The 15,837-nt window shown below is 56.2% G+C and carries 17 protein-coding genes; 7 read left to right on the top strand and 10 right to left on the bottom strand.

The window, feature by feature from the left end:
- Positions 1-33 precede the first annotated feature (33 nt).
- Entirely contained in the window at positions 34-756 is a 723-nt protein-coding gene (locus HMPREF1249_RS03820) for a transporter substrate-binding domain-containing protein (protein WP_021775849.1), read from the bottom strand.
- Positions 757-903: 147 nt separating this feature from the next.
- Between HMPREF1249_RS03820 and ybaK the strand changes: the two genes are divergently transcribed.
- Both ybaK and HMPREF1249_RS03810 read left to right on the top strand, forming a co-directional pair.
- Complete coding sequence (gene ybaK / locus HMPREF1249_RS03815) at positions 904-1,407, top strand: Cys-tRNA(Pro) deacylase (protein WP_008519710.1); 504 nt, start codon at positions 904-906, stop codon at positions 1,405-1,407.
- On the top strand, positions 1,404-1,706 hold the full coding sequence (locus HMPREF1249_RS03810; RefSeq protein ID WP_008519708.1) for a hypothetical protein: 303 nt from the start codon (positions 1,404-1,406) through the stop codon (positions 1,704-1,706). Before ybaK ends, HMPREF1249_RS03810 begins: the two co-directional genes overlap by 4 nt.
- 63 nt (positions 1,707-1,769) lie before the next feature.
- Here the strand turns inward: HMPREF1249_RS03810 and HMPREF1249_RS03805 are convergent, their stop codons facing one another.
- Both HMPREF1249_RS03805 and HMPREF1249_RS03800 read right to left on the bottom strand, forming a co-directional pair.
- Positions 1,770-2,087, bottom strand: coding sequence for a P-II family nitrogen regulator (locus HMPREF1249_RS03805; RefSeq protein WP_008519706.1), 318 nt, complete (start codon positions 2,085-2,087; stop codon positions 1,770-1,772).
- A 20-nt stretch (positions 2,088-2,107) separates the two neighbouring features.
- On the bottom strand, positions 2,108-2,809 hold the full coding sequence (locus tag HMPREF1249_RS03800; protein WP_008519704.1) for a DUF1538 domain-containing protein: 702 nt from the start codon (positions 2,807-2,809) through the stop codon (positions 2,108-2,110).
- 161 nt (positions 2,810-2,970) lie between these two features.
- Between HMPREF1249_RS03800 and HMPREF1249_RS03795 the strand changes: the two genes are divergently transcribed.
- Together HMPREF1249_RS03795 and HMPREF1249_RS03790 are read left to right on the top strand one after the other, a co-directional pair.
- A complete protein-coding gene (locus tag HMPREF1249_RS03795) occupies positions 2,971-4,359 on the top strand; it encodes an MATE family efflux transporter (RefSeq protein WP_008519702.1) in 1,389 nt (462 codons plus the stop codon).
- A gap of 79 nt (positions 4,360-4,438) precedes the next feature.
- Positions 4,439-5,332 carry a DnaJ C-terminal domain-containing protein gene (locus HMPREF1249_RS03790; RefSeq protein ID WP_008523429.1) on the top strand — a complete coding sequence of 298 codons (894 nt, stop codon included), beginning with the start codon at positions 4,439-4,441 and terminating at the stop codon, positions 5,330-5,332.
- Here the strand turns inward: HMPREF1249_RS03790 and HMPREF1249_RS03785 are convergent.
- Complete coding sequence (locus HMPREF1249_RS03785; protein WP_008519698.1) at positions 5,329-5,589, bottom strand: hypothetical protein; 261 nt, start codon at positions 5,587-5,589, stop codon at positions 5,329-5,331. The two genes, HMPREF1249_RS03790 and HMPREF1249_RS03785, sit on opposite strands and share 4 nt — an antisense overlap.
- Positions 5,590-5,683: 94 nt before the next feature.
- Between HMPREF1249_RS03785 and HMPREF1249_RS03780 the strand changes: the two genes are divergently transcribed.
- Positions 5,684-6,076, top strand: coding sequence for a class II SORL domain-containing protein (locus tag HMPREF1249_RS03780; protein ID WP_008523427.1), 393 nt, complete (start codon positions 5,684-5,686; stop codon positions 6,074-6,076).
- Between the two features lie 53 nt (positions 6,077-6,129).
- On the opposite strand, the gene HMPREF1249_RS03775 is transcribed toward HMPREF1249_RS03780, so the two are convergent.
- Positions 6,130-7,017: a LysR family transcriptional regulator gene (locus HMPREF1249_RS03775; protein WP_008523426.1), complete on the bottom strand. Its 888-nt coding sequence runs from the start codon at positions 7,015-7,017 to the stop codon at positions 6,130-6,132.
- Positions 7,018-7,166: 149 nt separating this feature from the next.
- Between HMPREF1249_RS03775 and HMPREF1249_RS03770 the strand changes: the two genes are divergently transcribed.
- Positions 7,167-8,078, top strand: coding sequence for a dihydrodipicolinate synthase family protein (locus HMPREF1249_RS03770; protein WP_008523425.1), 912 nt, complete (start codon positions 7,167-7,169; stop codon positions 8,076-8,078).
- Between the two features lie 95 nt (positions 8,079-8,173).
- On the opposite strand, the gene HMPREF1249_RS03765 is transcribed toward HMPREF1249_RS03770, so the two are convergent.
- The 5 genes from HMPREF1249_RS03765 to HMPREF1249_RS03745 form a co-directional block, all read right to left on the bottom strand.
- Entirely contained in the window at positions 8,174-9,097 is a 924-nt protein-coding gene (locus tag HMPREF1249_RS03765; RefSeq protein WP_008519690.1) for a carbon-nitrogen hydrolase family protein, read from the bottom strand.
- 203 nt (positions 9,098-9,300) lie between these two features.
- A complete protein-coding gene (locus HMPREF1249_RS03760; protein WP_008519688.1) occupies positions 9,301-10,974 on the bottom strand; it encodes a formate--tetrahydrofolate ligase in 1,674 nt (557 codons plus the stop codon).
- Between the two features lie 389 nt (positions 10,975-11,363).
- Positions 11,364-12,644, bottom strand: a complete 1,281-nt coding sequence (locus HMPREF1249_RS03755) for a TRAP transporter large permease (RefSeq protein ID WP_008523424.1) — start codon at positions 12,642-12,644, stop codon at positions 11,364-11,366.
- The gene (locus tag HMPREF1249_RS08220; RefSeq protein ID WP_008523423.1) at positions 12,641-13,123 is read right to left on the bottom strand and encodes a TRAP transporter small permease; all 483 of its coding nucleotides are present in this window, start codon (positions 13,121-13,123) and stop codon (positions 12,641-12,643) included. Before HMPREF1249_RS08220 ends, HMPREF1249_RS03755 begins: the two co-directional genes overlap by 4 nt.
- Before the next feature lie 20 nt (positions 13,124-13,143).
- Complete coding sequence (locus tag HMPREF1249_RS03745; RefSeq protein ID WP_008523422.1) at positions 13,144-14,148, bottom strand: TRAP transporter substrate-binding protein; 1,005 nt, start codon at positions 14,146-14,148, stop codon at positions 13,144-13,146.
- Positions 14,149-14,859: 711 nt separating this feature from the next.
- On the opposite strand from HMPREF1249_RS03745, the gene HMPREF1249_RS03740 reads away from it, so the two are divergent.
- Positions 14,860-15,837: a TAXI family TRAP transporter solute-binding subunit gene (locus tag HMPREF1249_RS03740; protein ID WP_008523421.1), complete on the top strand. Its 978-nt coding sequence runs from the start codon at positions 14,860-14,862 to the stop codon at positions 15,835-15,837.

Below are 15,837 nucleotides of genomic sequence, written 5' to 3'. Positions count from 1 at the left end.
GACGCGGCGGGCAGGCACATCTCCTGTGATTGGTTACTTGAACCACTTGTCCTTCAGGGCCTGCAGAGACCCGTCGGCTTCCATGGCTTTCAGGGCGGCGTCGACCTTTTCCTTCAGCTCGGGCGCGTCCTTGGACATGGCCAGCGCCTTGTCGCCAGTGGAGATCTTCTGCTCGAACAGGGCGATCTTGCCGCCGAACTGCTCGCTTTTCACGTAGTCCTTGGCGACTGGCACGTCCATCAGCGAGGCGTCGGCCCGGCCGAGGACCACTTCCCTCACGCAGTCGTCGTACTTCTGGAACTTCTTCACCGTCACGCCTTCCATCGAGTCGGCGAAGGTGTCCTGAATTGTTCCCAGCTGAACTGTGACGATTTTCCCCTTCAGCTCTTCAATGCTCTTCGGCCCGTCAGGCCGGGTGATGAAGGCGCTGACCGACTCCTCGTAGGGAATCGAAAACGCCACCCGCTTGGCCCGCTCCTCTGTGGCGCTCATGCCCGCCGCGATCATGTCAATCTTTTTCGTCAGCAGGGCTGGAATCAGCGCGTCGAAGGCCATGTCCTGCCACTGAACTTCCATTCCCAGCTTGGCGGCGACCGCTTCTGCCAGTTCGACGTCAAAACCCTCCAGTTTTCCCGACGGACCGATAAACTCGTAAGGCGGGTAGGTGCTTTCCGTCCCCACTTTCAGAACCGGCGCGGCGAATGCCCCGCCCGCCAAAGCCGCCAGAAGCGCTGCGGTACAAATCAGTTTTTTCATGATGAAACCTCCGTTCAGTCAATTTGTTTTTGATGAACTGATGATAATTAAGTTTCGTCGATCTGTCAAGTGAAACTTGCGTTTATTTTTGCTGGGGCCAACGGGTTTTCTGCTACAATACGAAAAGCGACCCGCGGAGGTGAGAACATGGCTCAGGAGATGACGAACGCCGTTCGTATGGCTCAAAAGGCCGGCGTTTCGGTGGAAGTCGTAACGTACCCGGTGGACGAGAGCGACTTGAGCGCTGTTCACGCGTCCAGCGTCCTGGGCATCGAGCTGAATCGGGTGTACAAGACGCTGGCTCTGTTGGGAGACGGTCGGAAGGCGAATCTGGTCGTGGCGTCCATACCGGCGGACTGCGAGGTGGACTTGAAGGCGCTGGCTCGGGCGGCCGGGTACGGCCGAGTCGAGATGGTCCCGCTCAAGGACCTGTTCAGCCTGACCGGGTACCAGCGGGGCGGCTGTTCGCCGCTGGGAATCAAGCGGGCGCATCAGTTCTTCTTGGACGAGCGGGCGCTCGCTTTGCCGACGATCGCCGTGAGCGCGGGCCGTCGGGGCGTTCAGATGATCATCGCGCCAAGCGACCTGCTGAAGCTGACCGGCGGCAGGGCGGCGCCGGTCGCGAAGGAAGCGGAAGGCGCGGAGAGATGAGGCCGATCCTGTTTGAGAGAGAGACGGAAGAAGGCAGACCGGTTCGCCCTCTGCCGCTTCATCGGCGCGAGCCGGTGATATCGGTCAAGTCTCCCGACGGCGAGGAGCCGGAGGAGCTGGAACCACCGTCCCGGACGGTTCGCCTGCTGTCCCTTTTGGGAAAAATCGGCTCGGCTCTTTTGGGGTTGGCTCTGGTCCTGTGGCTTTTGCAGGGCTGGCACCCGTTTGGGGCGATTCTGGCGTTCTGCGGTATTTTAGGGCTGGTCGCCGTCTCCGGCGGCCGGTCGGACGACGATTGATCGGCGAAGAAAAAATCAGCGGCCCGGACTCGAAGGAGTCCGGGCCGCTTCGTTTTTTCGGCGTCAGTTTTGTGGCGCTGTGATTCGGCTCAGGCCGACGACCTGATTTACCGGCACGGTGAACGCGATGCCTCGGCCGGGAGAATTGAGCTGTCCGGCTTCCGTGACCGCCTTGATGATGGCGTCGCTGTTCTGCGGGGTAATCAGCATGAAGATCAGCTCTTTCGACGACTCGATGGAGAAGCTGAGAAATTTTCGTATCTCCGACGAGGGCGCGCCGCGTCCGTAAAGCGTGGTGGCGCCGAAGGCTCCGGCGGCGTTGGCGGCCTGGACGACCGTGTCGGCCTTGCCCCGTTCAACGATGATGACTAAAAGTTCCATTCTATTTCCTCCTTCAAGCGTCACAGCCGAGCTGCGATGGAAAGGACCATTGTGGCGATCATTGAGCCGAGCGACGTCAGCCCTACCAGCCCAAAGCCGGCGAGCAGGGGGTCGACCCCCGCGATGGAGCCTGCCAGGCCGAGGGCGATGGCCATGTTCACCGGTATGTTCACCGGCCCGGTGGTGGCGCTGGCCGCGTCAAGCGCCACGGCGGCGAACGGCTGAGGGGTGATGCAGGCGAAGAGGCCGACGGTCGCAAGGAGCGGCAGCAGCACCTTGATGTAGGAAACGCCGCTCATCAGCCGCCACAGCCCGAGCCCCATGCCTAGGCCGAAGCCGATCGCCACACCGTTGATCAGGAGCCGGCGGGAGATGACGCCGACCGAGAGCTCTTCCACCTGCAGTGCCAGAGTCCGCAGGGCCGGCTCGACCAGCGTGCCGAAGTAGCCCAGCACGACGCCGACGAGGACGATGAGCCACCGGTGATTCAGGACGTACAGGTTCCGTCCCACCGTGTCGCCCAGCGGGAGCAGGCACAGGTTCGCGCCGACGAGGAAAAAGTGAAGCCCGACGACCGTGTAGGCCAAGCCGATGAGAAAGCTTTTCACGTCGGCCAAGGGCTTCTTGAGCACCACGACTTGAATGACGAGAAGGACGGCAACCAGAGGGAGAACGCTCTTGGCCGTCTGGGCCAGCGGCTGAAGAAATGACAGGGTCTTCACAGCCGAACGACGCTCCTTTCAGGGAAGTTTTGTCCCTATTATAGGCGATCGGTTTCTTCCGTGCCGGAATATTTCCTTACGGTCGATTTTGGCTGACTTTCGGTTGCGCAGAGGTAAAAAAGTATGCTACAAAGTATTCCATATGAGAGGAATGGTGATGTATGGCGCGAAACGATCTGTCTCGGCTGGGAACTGCCCCGCTGGGAAAGCTCTTGCGGGAGTTTGGCGCGCCGGCGGTGGTGTCGCTGGTCGTCAACTCGGTTTACAACATTGTGGATCAGATTTTTATCGGCTGGGGAGTGGGGTATCTGGGCAACGCGGCGACCAACGTGTCGTTCCCGTTGGTCGCAATTACCATGGCCTTGGCGCTTTTGTTGGGCAACGGGAGCTGCTCCAACTTCAGCCTGTCGCTGGGGCGGCGCCAGCCGGAAGAGGCGGCCTTTTTCGTGGGCAACTCGCTGGCGGTTGAAAGCGTCCTCGGCTCGGTCTTAGCAGTCTTTTCATGGGTCTTTCTCACGCCGATGCTGAAGCTGTTCGGCGCGACGCCGACGGTTCTTCCTTACGCTCAAAGCTACGGCGCCATCTGCCTCATCGGCACGCCGTTCGTCATGGTTACCCTCGGGCTGGTCAACCTCATTCGGGCCGACGGCAGCCCCCGCTGGGCCATGTGGTCGTCTCTGACCGGCGCGCTGCTGAACGTGGCGTTAGACCCGATTTTCATCTTTGACTGGGGGCTCGGCATGGGAGTGGCCGGCGCCGCGGCCGCTACGGTCATCAGCCAGATGGTCTCGTTTTTCATGACCGTGGCGTACGCGTTTCGGTTCAACTCGATCACCCTGCAGCGGCACCACTTCAGGATTCAGCGGCAGGTGATGAGTCGAATTTTGTCCTTGGGCGCGTCCAGCCTGCTGAACAACGTCACCTTCATTATCGTCCAAATCTGCATGAACAACGCGTTGGTCAGCTGGGGAACTCAGTCACCCTACGGCTCGGATATCCCGCTGTCGGTCATGGGCATCGTGATGAAGGTCAATCAGATCCTCATCGCCGTTTTGATCGGTATCAGCATTGGCGCTCAGCCGATCTTGGGGTTCAACTACGGGGCCGGGAACATGGGCCGGGTTCGCCGAACCTACGGCCTGTCAGTTTGGACTGCCACAGTCGTCTGCGTCCTCGGCTGGAGCGTCTTCCAGCTTTGGCCCGATCAGGTGATGGAACTTTTCGGCCGGGGGAGCGACCTGTACTTCCAGTTCGCCCGCCGGTGCTTCCGGGTGTACCTGTTCACCATGCCGATCGTGGGCTATCAGATCGTCTCGGGTCTCTATTTTCAGGCGACCGGACGGCCCGGTCGGTCGATCGTGCTCACGCTGGTTCAGCGGATTCTGTTCATGGTGCCGGCAATTCTGCTGCTGCCTCTGGCTTGGGGGTTTGACGGGCTCCTGTACACCATGCCGGTGGCCGACCTGGCGGCCACGGCGGCCACGACGCTGATGATCGTCCCCGAGCTCCGGCGGCTCAGACAGCTGGAAAACTCGCGCCCGTCCGAATAGATCGGTAGAATGGCGTTGCACAGCCGAATAGGGTCACAGTATCATAGGTCAGTATTAGTTAAATAAGAGGTGATGGGCCGTGACGGCTTCGTACAAGGATTATTACAAAATACTCGGCGTCGAGCGCACGGCCGACGGGGCGGCGATCAAGTCGGCGTATCGGAAGCTGGCGAAAAAGTACCATCCGGACGTGAACAAGGCGCCGGACGCGGAAGCCCGCTACAAGGACATTAACGAGGCCTACGAGGTGCTGAACGACCCGCAGAAGCGGGCGACCTACGACCAGCTGGGGCCGGACTGGCAGAGCGCCTCTCAGGGGGCCGGTGGGTTCGGCGGTTTCCCCGGCGGAACGCGGGTGGACTTCGGCGACGCCGGGGACTTCAGCGAGTTCTTCAGGACGATATTCGGCGGTTTTGGCGGCGGCGGCCGGACGTTCCACTCGTCGGCGGGGCGGCGCGGAAGCGACGTGGAAGCGTCGATCGAGCTGTCGATCCGCGAGGCGTTTCACGCGCCGATGCGAAAGACCTTGACGCTTCGGGACGAGCGGGGCAGTCGGGAGATCGAGGTCAACCTGCCCCGGGGGCTCAGCGACGGCACGCGGCTTCGGCTTCGCGGCCAGGGCTCGCCCGGCTTGGGCGGTGGGCCGAACGGTGATCTGTTCGTCACTGTGAGGTTCCGGACTGACCCGGTCTTCGCCGTTCAGGGCTGGGACTTAGAGGTGAAAGTCCCTGTGGCCCCGTGGGACGCCGCTTTGGGCGGCACGGCGAAGGTTCCTACCGTGGACGGATCTGTGACCGTAAAAATTCCGGCCGGCACGAGGGGCGGCATGCGGCTTCGGCTGAAAGGGCGCGGCCTTCCCCTGCGGGAGGAGAGCCTGTCAGGCGACCTGTTCGCCCGGGTGGAGATCACCACGCCGCAGAGCCTGACGCCCCAGCAGAAAGAGCTGTGGGAGCGCCTGCGCGCGCTGGCCTAATAGACGATCAGCAAAAAAGTTTCCAAACAGGGGTTGCTCTTGGCCCGTCGAATCAGTTGGCTGGCGGCCTGCGAAGGCAGGCCGGCGCGGCTGGCTACTCGGCGGGCTTTTTCGTCGGCTTCCTGCCAGAACTTTTCCTCTGTCGCGCCTCTGCGGCGCGCCTCGGCGACGTCCCGCACCGGGAGAATAGAGGCCACGACGCGAATATTGCTGTCCCACCGGCCTGTCGCCGACGCGCGGACTTCCCAGTAAGTCATTTAACGGGTAATCCTCCTTGACTGATTTTCCTTGCGAAACGGCCTCGCGGCCGTCATAATACAAGATATACCACCACTGGAGGAGGTAATCGATATGAAACTTGGCGAATTGATTCAGACTGGCGACTGGAAAGGCGAAAAGCACGTTCCTGTCATCGACGCTCCTGAAACCGTCGCGGCCGGCGAGGCGTTTGAAGTCTGCCTGTCAGTGGGGAAGGAGATCGCTCACCCCAACACGACGGCTCACCACATCAGCTGGATGAAGCTGTTCTTCCTGCCCGACGGGGCAAAAAATCCGATCGAGCTGGCGGACTTCCACTACGTCGCTCACGCTGAATCGCCGAAGGGCGCGGACGAAGGCCCGTCGCTCTGCGAGCCGAAAGGATCTGTGACCCTCAAGCTCAAGACGAGCGGCACGCTGATGGCCCTTTCGTACTGCAATATCCACGGTCTCTGGGGCTCTGAAAAGCCTCTCGCCGTCAAGTAACAAGTTTCTGCGAGGAACTGAAAAAGGCCGGCCCGTTTGGGGCCGGCCTTTTTTTAACTGATGGAGCCGTCCGCCTGGTACGACTGGGCCAGCTGATCGCTCAGCTCCCGGACGACCGCCAGAGCCTTCACGGCGCTGGGCCGGGGATGACGGGGCTCAAGCCGGTAGCAGATTCGCTGCGGCGGCCGCTCGGCCAGCTGCTGGAACGAGAACTCGCCTTCCAGCGCGGCGCGGACGGACTGGGGGACGAGGCACCACTGGTCGGGAGAAACCAGCAGGCGACGGACGAGCGCCACCGTGTCGGGACGGCAGAGCGGCGATACCGTCGGATCCCAAATCTGGTCGTGCCACAGCGCCACGCGGTCGCCCCAGAGGATGGGCAGTTCGCCCTTTGGGTCCAGCTCGTCGGCAGAAACTGCCTCCGGCCAGTCGTCTCGCCGGATCCGCATGACCGACAGGTTCTCGTAAAACAGCGGCGTTGCGGTCACCTGAACCGACGGGCGGGCCGTCAGGACGAAGCCGAGATCCAACTCGTTCCGCTCGATCAGCTCGTAGACCTGCCAGCTCTGGTGAGTCCCCACTTCCAAGTGAATGCTCGGCTCGTTCTGCCGAACCGACTCGAACAGCCCGGCCAACAGATAGACGTTCACGCTGTCAACGGCCCCGATTCGCAGCTTTGAGTCGGCCTCCCGGCCGGTCGTCACCGACTGTAGGGCCGTTTTAATCTGCTCGGCGGCCCGAAGGAACCCGTCTCCGGCCGGCGTGAGACGCACCTGCTTGTCCCCCCGACGGCGGTCGATCATCAAATAGCCCAGCTCGCTTTCCAGCCGCTTGAGCCTCAGGCTCACGGTCGACTGGGTGACGTTCAGCATTTCCCCGGCCTTGCGGAAGCTGCCCGTCGCGGCGATGGCGAGAAACGTTTCGATTTCTGTCAGAAGCACCCTTATTCCCCCGTTCAGAGATGGATATTTATATAGATCATATCATAAATAGTATTCATTGGATTTACCAATGATTGCTTAGCTGGTATGCTGAATTAAGAAACTCGAGCGGTTCAGAACCTGGCGGCAAGGCCAGAGGAGGGGAGACCATGAAGGAAATTCGCGGGATTTTTGCGCCGATCGTCACGCCGTTCACCGATGACGACAAAATCGACTACGAGAGTTTGGCGTTCAACTTGGAGCGGCTGGGACGGACGAAACTGGCTGGAATTGTCGTCATGGGTAGCAACGGCGAGTTCGCGTCCCTGACCCAGCGGGAGAAAATCGACCTGATGAAGTTCGTTCGGGCGCATTTGGCCCCTTCAAAAGCGATGATCGCCGGCACAGGCAGCGAAAGCCTGCCGGTCACAAAAGAGCTGAACGAGGCGGCTGCCGACGCCGGAGCCGACGCCGTACTCGTCCTGAGCCCCACGTACTACAAGGGCGCTCTCACCCCGGCAGGGCTGACCGCGTGGCTGACCGCCGTCGCCGACGCCTCGCCGCTTCCCGTCATGCTCTACAACATGCCGGGCAACTCGGGCGTCAACATTCCTCCGGCCGTGACCGTGGCTCTGTCTCAGCACCCCAACGTGGCGGGGATCAAGGACTCGGGCGGCGTCATCGCCCAGATCGCCCAAGTCGCCCATCAGGCCCGGCCGGGTTTCGCCGTGTTCGCCGGCAGCGGGTCGTTTCTCATGCCCACGCTGCTCGCCGGCGGAGTGGGAGGAACGCTCGCAGTGGCCAACATCGCGCCGGACTACTGCGTCGAGCTGGCCGAGCGTGCTCTGTCGGGGGATATACCGGATGCGCGGCGCATGCAGGGCGAGCTGATTCCGCTCAACGGGGCCGTCACGTCCAAGTGGGGCGTGCCGGGGCTCAAGTGCGCCATGGCTAAGCTGGGCTGGAAGTCAGGACGGCTCCGCCTGCCGTTTTTGCCGCTGGGCGCCGAGGCCGAGCGCCAGCTGGCCGAAACGCTTGAAACGTTCCAGAGCCGAACCGGGTACGACCTGCACGTCGTCTGAGAAGACGGCTAATCGCAGACAAACTCAAGCCGGCACGCCGTGAGGCGCGCCGGCTTGTCTCTTGAACAAGTTCTCTTGACTGCCGCGTATGAACGCTATTTTTCTTCGGCCCGGAACGTGAAGATATCAGGTCGGGAGTAATGGCCGCAGGCGTCAAATTCCATTCGGCTTTTGGCTACCTCGTCCATATCGAGGTCCGCGATGATGATGTCCTCTTTGTCCCAGACCGGCCCAGCAACCACGTGCCCGTACGGGTCGATTACCGAGCTACCGCCGCGGCAAACAGTCCGTTCGAGGGAAGCGACCCGCTCCGGCTCGTGCAGGCCCTTCGGATAGCTCTCCTTCGTGATCAGCAGGTCGGCGTTGATGAAGTAGCAGTGGCCCTCAATAGCCACGTGCCGGATCGTCGACTGCCACTCCTCGTTGTCGTTCGTGTTCGCTGAGATGTAGATCGAGACACCCTTCTCGTAGAGGGCTACCCGCGCCAGCGGCATGTAGGTCTCCCAGCAGATCAGGACGCCCACAGGGCCCCAAGGCGTGGCGACGACAGGGAAGTACCCCTTGTTCCCGTCGCCCCAGACGACCCGCTCGGAGCCAGTCGGCTTGATCTTTCGGTGCAGGGAAAGCAGCTCGCCGGTGGGGCCGAAAATCATGTTGGAGTTGTACAGGGTCCCGCTCACGCCGTCCCGCTCCGAAAAGCCGATGCTGACGTACGCGCCGGCGCGTTTGGCCGCCTCGGACAGGAGCCGCGTCTCTTCGCCGCCGGTCACGACCGAGTTGTCGTAGTAGCGCTTCCAGTCCTCCCGGCCGCCCTCGTCCCGTTTCCCCACCGTGAAGCCAAAGGTCATGCCCACCGGGTAACCGGGGATAAACAGCTCGGGAAAGACGATGAACTCGGCGCCCTTCGCCGCCGCCTCGCCGATCAGCTGAACGGCTTTCGCGACACAGGCGGCCTTGTCAAAAAGAATCGGCTCGGCCTGAACGATTGCCAGACGGCAGTGCTTTTTAAGGTCCTGCATGGTTACGCTCTCCTGTCTTCGCTGGAATAGGATAATAATCTGAAGTTTCTTTATTTTATCTTAGCCCATCAGCTTCGCGCAAGGTCGCGTCCTCTGATGGGCCGATAAAAAGCGAGCCGCCCGATAACTTTCGTTATCGGGCGGCTGAATGTTTAAGTAAGTTGGTGCAGAAGAGTGAAGCTGTTTGGAGAGAAGAGAAGAGTTTAGAACAGACCGGAAATGACGCCGTTCTCGTCCACGTCGATATTGCACGCCGCAGGACGCTTCGGCAGACCAGGCATCGTCATAATCGCGCCGCACAGGGCCACCAAGAACCCGGCGCCGGCCGACAGACGAACCTCACGTACCGTCACGCGGAAACCGGTCGGACGGCCCTTCAAGTTCGCGTTGTCAGAAATCGACGACTGGGTCTTAGCCATGCAGACCAGAAGGTCGTCCTTGCCCAAATCGTGAAACCGCTTCAGGTCCTTCTCCGCGTCCGCCGTGAAGTCCACGCCGTCAGCCCCGTAGATCTTCGTCGCGATGGTCGTGATCTTCTCCTTCGGGCTCATCGACGGCTCGTACAGGTAGTGGAACGTGTTGGGCTGGTCGCAGGCCTCGACAACCGCCTTTGCCATCTCAATACCGCCCTCGCCGCCCTTGGCGAAGATCTCCGACAGGACGACCTTGGCGCCGAGCGCCGCGCACTTGTCCTCGACCAGCTGCAGCTCCTCGGGCCGGTCGGTGGGGAACGCGTTCACCGCCACGACGACCGGCAGGCCGAACGAGTTCATGTTCTCGATGTGTTTCTCCAGGTTCGGGATCCCGGCGGCCAGAGCCTCCATGTTGACCTCGCCCAGCTTGTCCTTCGCCACGCCGCCGTGCATCTTCAGAGCCCGGACCGTCGCCACAATCACGACGGCGTTCGGCTTGATTCCACCGAGACGGCAGACGATATCCAAGAACTTCTCAGCGCCCAAGTCAGCGGCGAAGCCCGCCTCAGTGATCGTGTAGTCGGCCAGTTTCAAGCCGTACTGGGTCGCCATAATGCTGTTGCAGCCGTGGGCGATATTGGCAAACGGCCCGCCGTGGATGAACGCCGGCGTGTGCTCCAGAGTCTGAACAATATTCGGCTTCAGCGCGTCCTTGAGCAACATCGTCATCGCGCCCTGAGCTTCCAAATCGGCGCAGGTCACAGGCTTGCCGTCGTAGGTATAGGCCACGATGATCCGGGAGAGCCGCTCTTTCAGGTCGCTCAGGCTCGTCGCCAGACAGAAGATAGCCATGACCTCGCTGGCCACGGTGATATCGAAGCCGTTCTCGCGGGGCACGCCGTTGGCCTTACCGCCCAGTCCGATGACGATATTCCGAAGCGAGCGGTCGTTCATATCCATCACGCGCTTGAGGACGATCTGTCTGGGGTCGATGTTGAGCGGGTTGCCCTGCTGGAGGGAGTTGTCGAGCATTGCGGCGAGCAGGTTATGAGCGGCCGTGATGGCGTGGAGGTCGCCGGTGAAGTGGATATTGATATCCTCCATTGGGACGACCTGGCTGTATCCGCCGCCGGCGGCGCCGCCCTTGACGCCGAAGACCGGCCCGAGCGAGGGCTCGCGGAGGGCGAGAGCGGCCTTCTTGCCGATCTTGAACATCGCCTGAGCGAGTCCGACGGCCGTGGTGGTCTTCCCCTCTCCGGCGGGGGTGGGGGTGATGGCCGTGACGAGAATCAGCTTGCCGTTGGGGCGGTCTTTGACCGAGTTCCAGAGGTCGTGGGAGATCTTGGCCTTGTAGCGGCCGTACAGCTCGAGATCGTCTTCGGGAATGTTCAGCTTCGCGGCGACGCTGACGATGGGGTCCATCTTGCAGGACTGCGCTATTTCGATATCGCTCGGAAAGGGCATGGATATCTCCTCCTAAATAGAGAAAATTTGCATGGCCGATCATAAGATTCGACTCTACGGCCAGCAATCAACAACATTATACTGTGGTCGAAAAGGTTGAGGATCAGAACTCTGACGGAATGCCGAATAAATAAGGGCAGAACGTCGGACGTTCTGCCCTTAAAAAGCAGCTTGGCTTCCTGTTACTCGGCGTCGCTGATCAGGGCGAGGACGTTGTTTTCGAGGATCTGCTTCTCGTCGAAGTTGATCAGCCGGAGGAAGTAATCTGCAATACGCTCGTACTTGTGCCCAAGCGATCTCTATAATGGGACGGTTTTGACATGGCTTATACCCATCAGCAATACCTTGCATGAACACCTCCAAGTGAGTTGATTTTCAGTTGGTATTCCTCATTTTTTGAAGAGCAAATCTGGCAATACCATTGAAATTTGTGGAATATAGGTAATAAGAAATAAGGCAATAAAGCTGATCAAAATCCATATCCAAACGTCTTTCATTAGTTCGCTGAGGGATATTTTGGTCACTCCTGCGGCGACAAAAAGATTCAGTCCAAAGGGTGGAGTAAACATTCCAATGGCGCCATTTACCACCATAATAATACCCAAATGTACGGGGTGTACACCGAATTGCACCGCAGAAGGCAAAAATAGAGGCGACATTATTGTTTGAATAGACGCTGGATCTAAAAACATTCCGGATATTAACAATATGATGTTGATAACTAATAGAACCATTATTTGAGATTGGGCTACCGAGTTTAGAACCTTTGCTAATGTTGCGGGTATTTGAAGTCTAGTCAGTAACCAAGAAAAAACGCTAGCTCCAGCTAAAATGATCATCACTTGAGCCGTGCCTATAGCCGATTCATAAGCGACATTGACGAGCTCTTTAAAAGAAAGCTCCCTATATATGAAACAACTGACAAAAATGGCATAGACAGATACAATACCTGCTGATTCTGTAGGTGTGCAGAAACCTCCGTAGATACTTCCAATAATCAGAATTGGGATAATTAAGGCCCAACCAGAGCTTTTAAAAGAATTCCATCTGTGTTCGGATGTTGCTTGGGGTCTTAAGGGAACATTGTGTTTTCGAGTGTAATAAGCGCTGTAAAGCATAAAAGCTGTACCATAAATGATGCCTGGGAAAAAACCTGCCAAAAAGAGTTCCCCTATGGAAGTTCCTGTCACTGTACCATATACAATCATGCCGATGCTGGGGGGAATAATCACAGCTACAGAGGAAGCTGCCATGATAAGTCCTACGGAAAATCCCCTGCTATAGCCGCTCTGTTCCATCACGGGTAGCATTAAAGAGCATATCGCTACGACTGTAGCGGGTGAAGAACCGCTGACAGCTCCCAGAAACATGCATGTGAGTACCACGGTATACGCTAGCCCACCACGCTTATGTCCTACCAATGCATTGGTAAAGTCCAATATACGGGGCGCTAAACCGCCTTGATTCATTACATTGGCCGCAAAGATAAAAAAAGGAACAGCCATCAAGGAAAATTTGTCGATACCTGCAAACATCCGCTGGAGTATGATGCCTGGTGTGATTGAAGTAAAGCATGTCAATACAGTAGCAGTTGAAACAATCAAGGCCATAAAAACAGGAAGATTCAATGCCAGCATGATAAATAAAAAGAAGAATAAAATACTTGTCATGATTGTGTGCTTTCTTTTTTTACGGATTTTAACAATGATCGCACCTTGTCTAAGGATTGCAGCGTGTAAAGAGCAAAGCCGATGGGAAAACAAAGATAAATTACGTACATTGGCATATTCCCTATGGTCGATGAAACTTGGTTTGTAGTATAAACTTTCTGAATAAATTTAAAGGATACGATCAACAAAATGGCGCCGAAGATGATTCCTACAACGTTGAGTAAGATTTTGAGGATGCATTTGCCCTTCCTGCTTAAAACATTGGAAAGAACGTCAATAGCAATATGAGATTCTTCACGAATGCACATAGAAGAACCGATGAAAGTAATCCATACAATTAGGTACCGTAGCGTTTCTTCAGCCCAAAAGATGGCAGATTTGAAGAAATAGCGAAGTGTCACATTGACGAAAAGTAAGATGATGGCGAACAAGAGACAAGTTGCTAAAAAAATCTTAGTCGCATGATTAACATATTTCATCTTATTCCTCGCTTATGCTGTTATTTTGTTTCCTTTTCCACAGCCTCAGTCACCAGATTGAGCAAATCTTTGCCTACAATGCCTTCAGCGATATCATAGACGTTTTTCATATGGGCTCTCATTTTTTCCCGCTCTTCTGTACTAAGATTGAGAACTACCGTTCCGCTATCCTTGATAGTTTTTAGGTACCCTACTTCTTCTTCGGCTACGAGATGTCTTTCCCAAGTTGCTATTTCCTTAGCATTACGTGTAATAATTTCTTTTTTCTTCTCATCCAATCCATCAAACCAGTCCTTACATACTAAAAATACATGACCTAGATATGCATGGTTGGAAAGCAGCATGTAGTTTTGGACTTCGTAAAGTTTTACCGAAACAATGGTTACTAAAGGGTTCTCTTGACCATCAACGCTCCCTTGCTGCAGTGCATTGTATAATTCGCTGAAGTCTATGGGGGTTGGGTTGGCTCCTAGGGCTTTGAATTGCTCCATAATAATGGGGCTTTCCATAGTGCGAAATTTTAACCCCTGAAAATCATCCATTTTTGCTATTTTCTTGTTGCAAGTAAAATTCTTGAAACCATCTTCATAAATTGCTAATCCTTTTACACCATTAGCTTCGAGAGTGGATAATAATTTCTGTCCTATTGGTCCATCAAATATTTTATAGGCTGTATTTTTGTCGGGAAATAGGAAGGGAAGGTCAAAAATTTGTAATGTGGGATTAAAGCCGCTGATGCGCGCTGTAGGAAGAAGAGCAATTTCCTGTGTACCCATCTGCACACCCTCGAACATCTCACGAGCTGATCCCAGCTGACCGGATGGGAAAACGTCAACCAAAATACTTCCTTCGGATTCTTTTTCTACCCGTTTTTTGAATTCATCTGCCGCTCTGGCTTGAGGAGTATTGGGCATAAAGCCATGACCGTAAGTAATTCTTATAGGGTCATCCGCTCCTTTGGCCTGAAGGGCTCCAATCGCTAAAATAAAAAAACAGGGGCATATCCACATAAGAGCTTTTTTCAACTTTAATCCTCCTCGTTATTTTTACTGTCGCAGCACAGGTCTTGGCTGCATTATTTGTTCCTTAGATCACCAAGCTAGCCACAATGATGTCAATGCTCAATGAAAATGGTACGGCCTCCTTTCTGAACGGCACTTTGTCTGAAGGGTAAGCTAAGCTCGTGCAGTAGATGACCAAAGCTGGACAGTGGCTTAGTTCCCCCCTCGTGGTTGTTACATAATGTCTCAATAAAATACAGTCCTTAAGCTGCATATAATTCGAAAAAGGTTTATCCCTCCTTCTCGATCATAAAGTGAAGCAATGTCTGTCAGATTGCTTTGTTACGGTGAAATAATAAAATGAGAAGCTACTATATAATAATAAGGACAAAATGATGGGGCGAAGGTGTCCTTAAAGGACACCTTTTTATCCAAGGAATAGCTATAAAGTACAATGCTCATTGGGGAAAACTTGAAGAAGGTATACTAGCCCAAAGATAATGTTGTTTTTAGCGAGTTACTATGAACAGGGTTTTACAGGCATTGTTAGTGATTTTATCTGATGATCATGGATGAATCGCTGATGATAAAAGTAACAAATGATTACAGTGAGTTCTCTCCTAGACGTCTTGATAAGCGAGCCTTCGACCGCTATAGTTAAACTATCGCGTTGATTTGATGAAGTGCTGTGTAGTTATGGGGACGAAGTATTTTCTTCATTAAGGAGGGATTCGGATGAAACGGTGCGGTTTTCTTGTAACGGCGCTCGGCGCTCTGGTTCTGTGTTCGACGGCTTGTGCCGATCCAGTGCAGTTGGTTATGGGGACAGGCGGCACGACGGGGACGTACTATCCTTTGGGCGGCGCTATTTCTCAGATTGTGTCTGACCACTCCGACGGTGCGGTGACAATTTCAGCTCAGGCGACAGGGGCTTCAAACGAGAACATTAACCTGCTGAAAAACGGCGACGTTGATTTGGCGATCGTCCAGAACGATATCGCGTTCTACGCCAAGACCGGTTCGATGTTCTTTAAAGAGCCTGTGAAGAATATCCGGGCGATTTCCCGCCTGTGGCCAGAACCGATTCAGGTGGCGGTGAACAAGGACTGCCCGGCCAACTCGATCGCCGATTTTGGGAAGCTGAGAATTTCTATCGGCGCGCCCGGCTCCGGCAACGAGGCGAACGCCCGTCAGATTTTCGGCGCGTACGGTTTCTACGAGGAGAAGGACGGCAAGGGCGAGTACAAGGGCTTTGAGCCGTTCTTCCTGTCTTATGCCGAGACGACAAGTCATTTCAAGGACCGCCAGATCGACGGATTCGAGTTCACTACGGCGGCACCGAACTCGGGCATTCAGGAGATCGTGACGACCCAGCCGCTCAAGTTCATCAATATCGACGGCGCAAAGCGTGACGAGATTATCAAGGCGTACCCGTTCTTCGCTCCCAGCGTTATCCCGGCTGACACGTATCAGAACCAGCCCAAGCCGGTCGATACGATTGCCGTTCAAGCGTGCTTGTTCTGCCGCTCCGATTTGCCGGATGACTTGGTCTACACGATCACGAAGACGATGTTCAGCCAGCTGGCTCTGATCGGCGAGGCGCACCACAAGGGCAAGGAGATTGTCTTGGAGAAGGCGCTGGACGGTCTGCAGGTTGAGGATCTGCACCCGGGCGCTCTGAAGTACTACAAGGAAGTCGGCCTGATCAAGTAG

It is taken from the genome of Jonquetella sp. BV3C21, from assembly GCF_000468895.1.
GTDB classification, from domain to species: domain Bacteria; phylum Synergistota; class Synergistia; order Synergistales; family Dethiosulfovibrionaceae; genus Jonquetella; species Jonquetella anthropi.
Note: the sequence above shows the minus strand (reverse complement) of the source record. Positions and strands in the feature narration are given on the sequence as shown.

What these genes read in the sequence shown, in the direction of transcription:
- HMPREF1249_RS03820 (WP_021775849.1), bottom strand. Translation starts at nt 756, where the DNA reads ATGAAAAAACTGATTTGTACCGCAGCGCTTCTGGCGGCTTTGGCGGGC.
- ybaK (WP_008519710.1), top strand. Translation starts at nt 904, where the DNA reads ATGGCTCAGGAGATGACGAACGCCGTTCGTATGGCTCAAAAGGCCGGC.
- HMPREF1249_RS03810 (WP_008519708.1), top strand. Translation starts at nt 1,404, where the DNA reads ATGAGGCCGATCCTGTTTGAGAGAGAGACGGAAGAAGGCAGACCGGTT.
- HMPREF1249_RS03805 (WP_008519706.1), bottom strand. Translation starts at nt 2,087, where the DNA reads ATGGAACTTTTAGTCATCATCGTTGAACGGGGCAAGGCCGACACGGTC.
- HMPREF1249_RS03795 (WP_008519702.1), top strand. Translation starts at nt 2,971, where the DNA reads ATGGCGCGAAACGATCTGTCTCGGCTGGGAACTGCCCCGCTGGGAAAG.
- HMPREF1249_RS03785 (WP_008519698.1), bottom strand. Translation starts at nt 5,589, where the DNA reads ATGACTTACTGGGAAGTCCGCGCGTCGGCGACAGGCCGGTGGGACAGC.
- HMPREF1249_RS03780 (WP_008523427.1), top strand. Translation starts at nt 5,684, where the DNA reads ATGAAACTTGGCGAATTGATTCAGACTGGCGACTGGAAAGGCGAAAAG.
- HMPREF1249_RS03770 (WP_008523425.1), top strand. Translation starts at nt 7,167, where the DNA reads ATGAAGGAAATTCGCGGGATTTTTGCGCCGATCGTCACGCCGTTCACC.
- HMPREF1249_RS03765 (WP_008519690.1), bottom strand. Translation starts at nt 9,097, where the DNA reads ATGCAGGACCTTAAAAAGCACTGCCGTCTGGCAATCGTTCAGGCCGAG.
- HMPREF1249_RS03760 (WP_008519688.1), bottom strand. Translation starts at nt 10,974, where the DNA reads ATGCCCTTTCCGAGCGATATCGAAATAGCGCAGTCCTGCAAGATGGAC.
- HMPREF1249_RS03755 (WP_008523424.1), bottom strand. Translation starts at nt 12,644, where the DNA reads ATGACAAGTATTTTATTCTTCTTTTTATTTATCATGCTGGCATTGAAT.
- HMPREF1249_RS08220 (WP_008523423.1), bottom strand. Translation starts at nt 13,123, where the DNA reads ATGAAATATGTTAATCATGCGACTAAGATTTTTTTAGCAACTTGTCTC.
- HMPREF1249_RS03740 (WP_008523421.1), top strand. Translation starts at nt 14,860, where the DNA reads ATGAAACGGTGCGGTTTTCTTGTAACGGCGCTCGGCGCTCTGGTTCTG.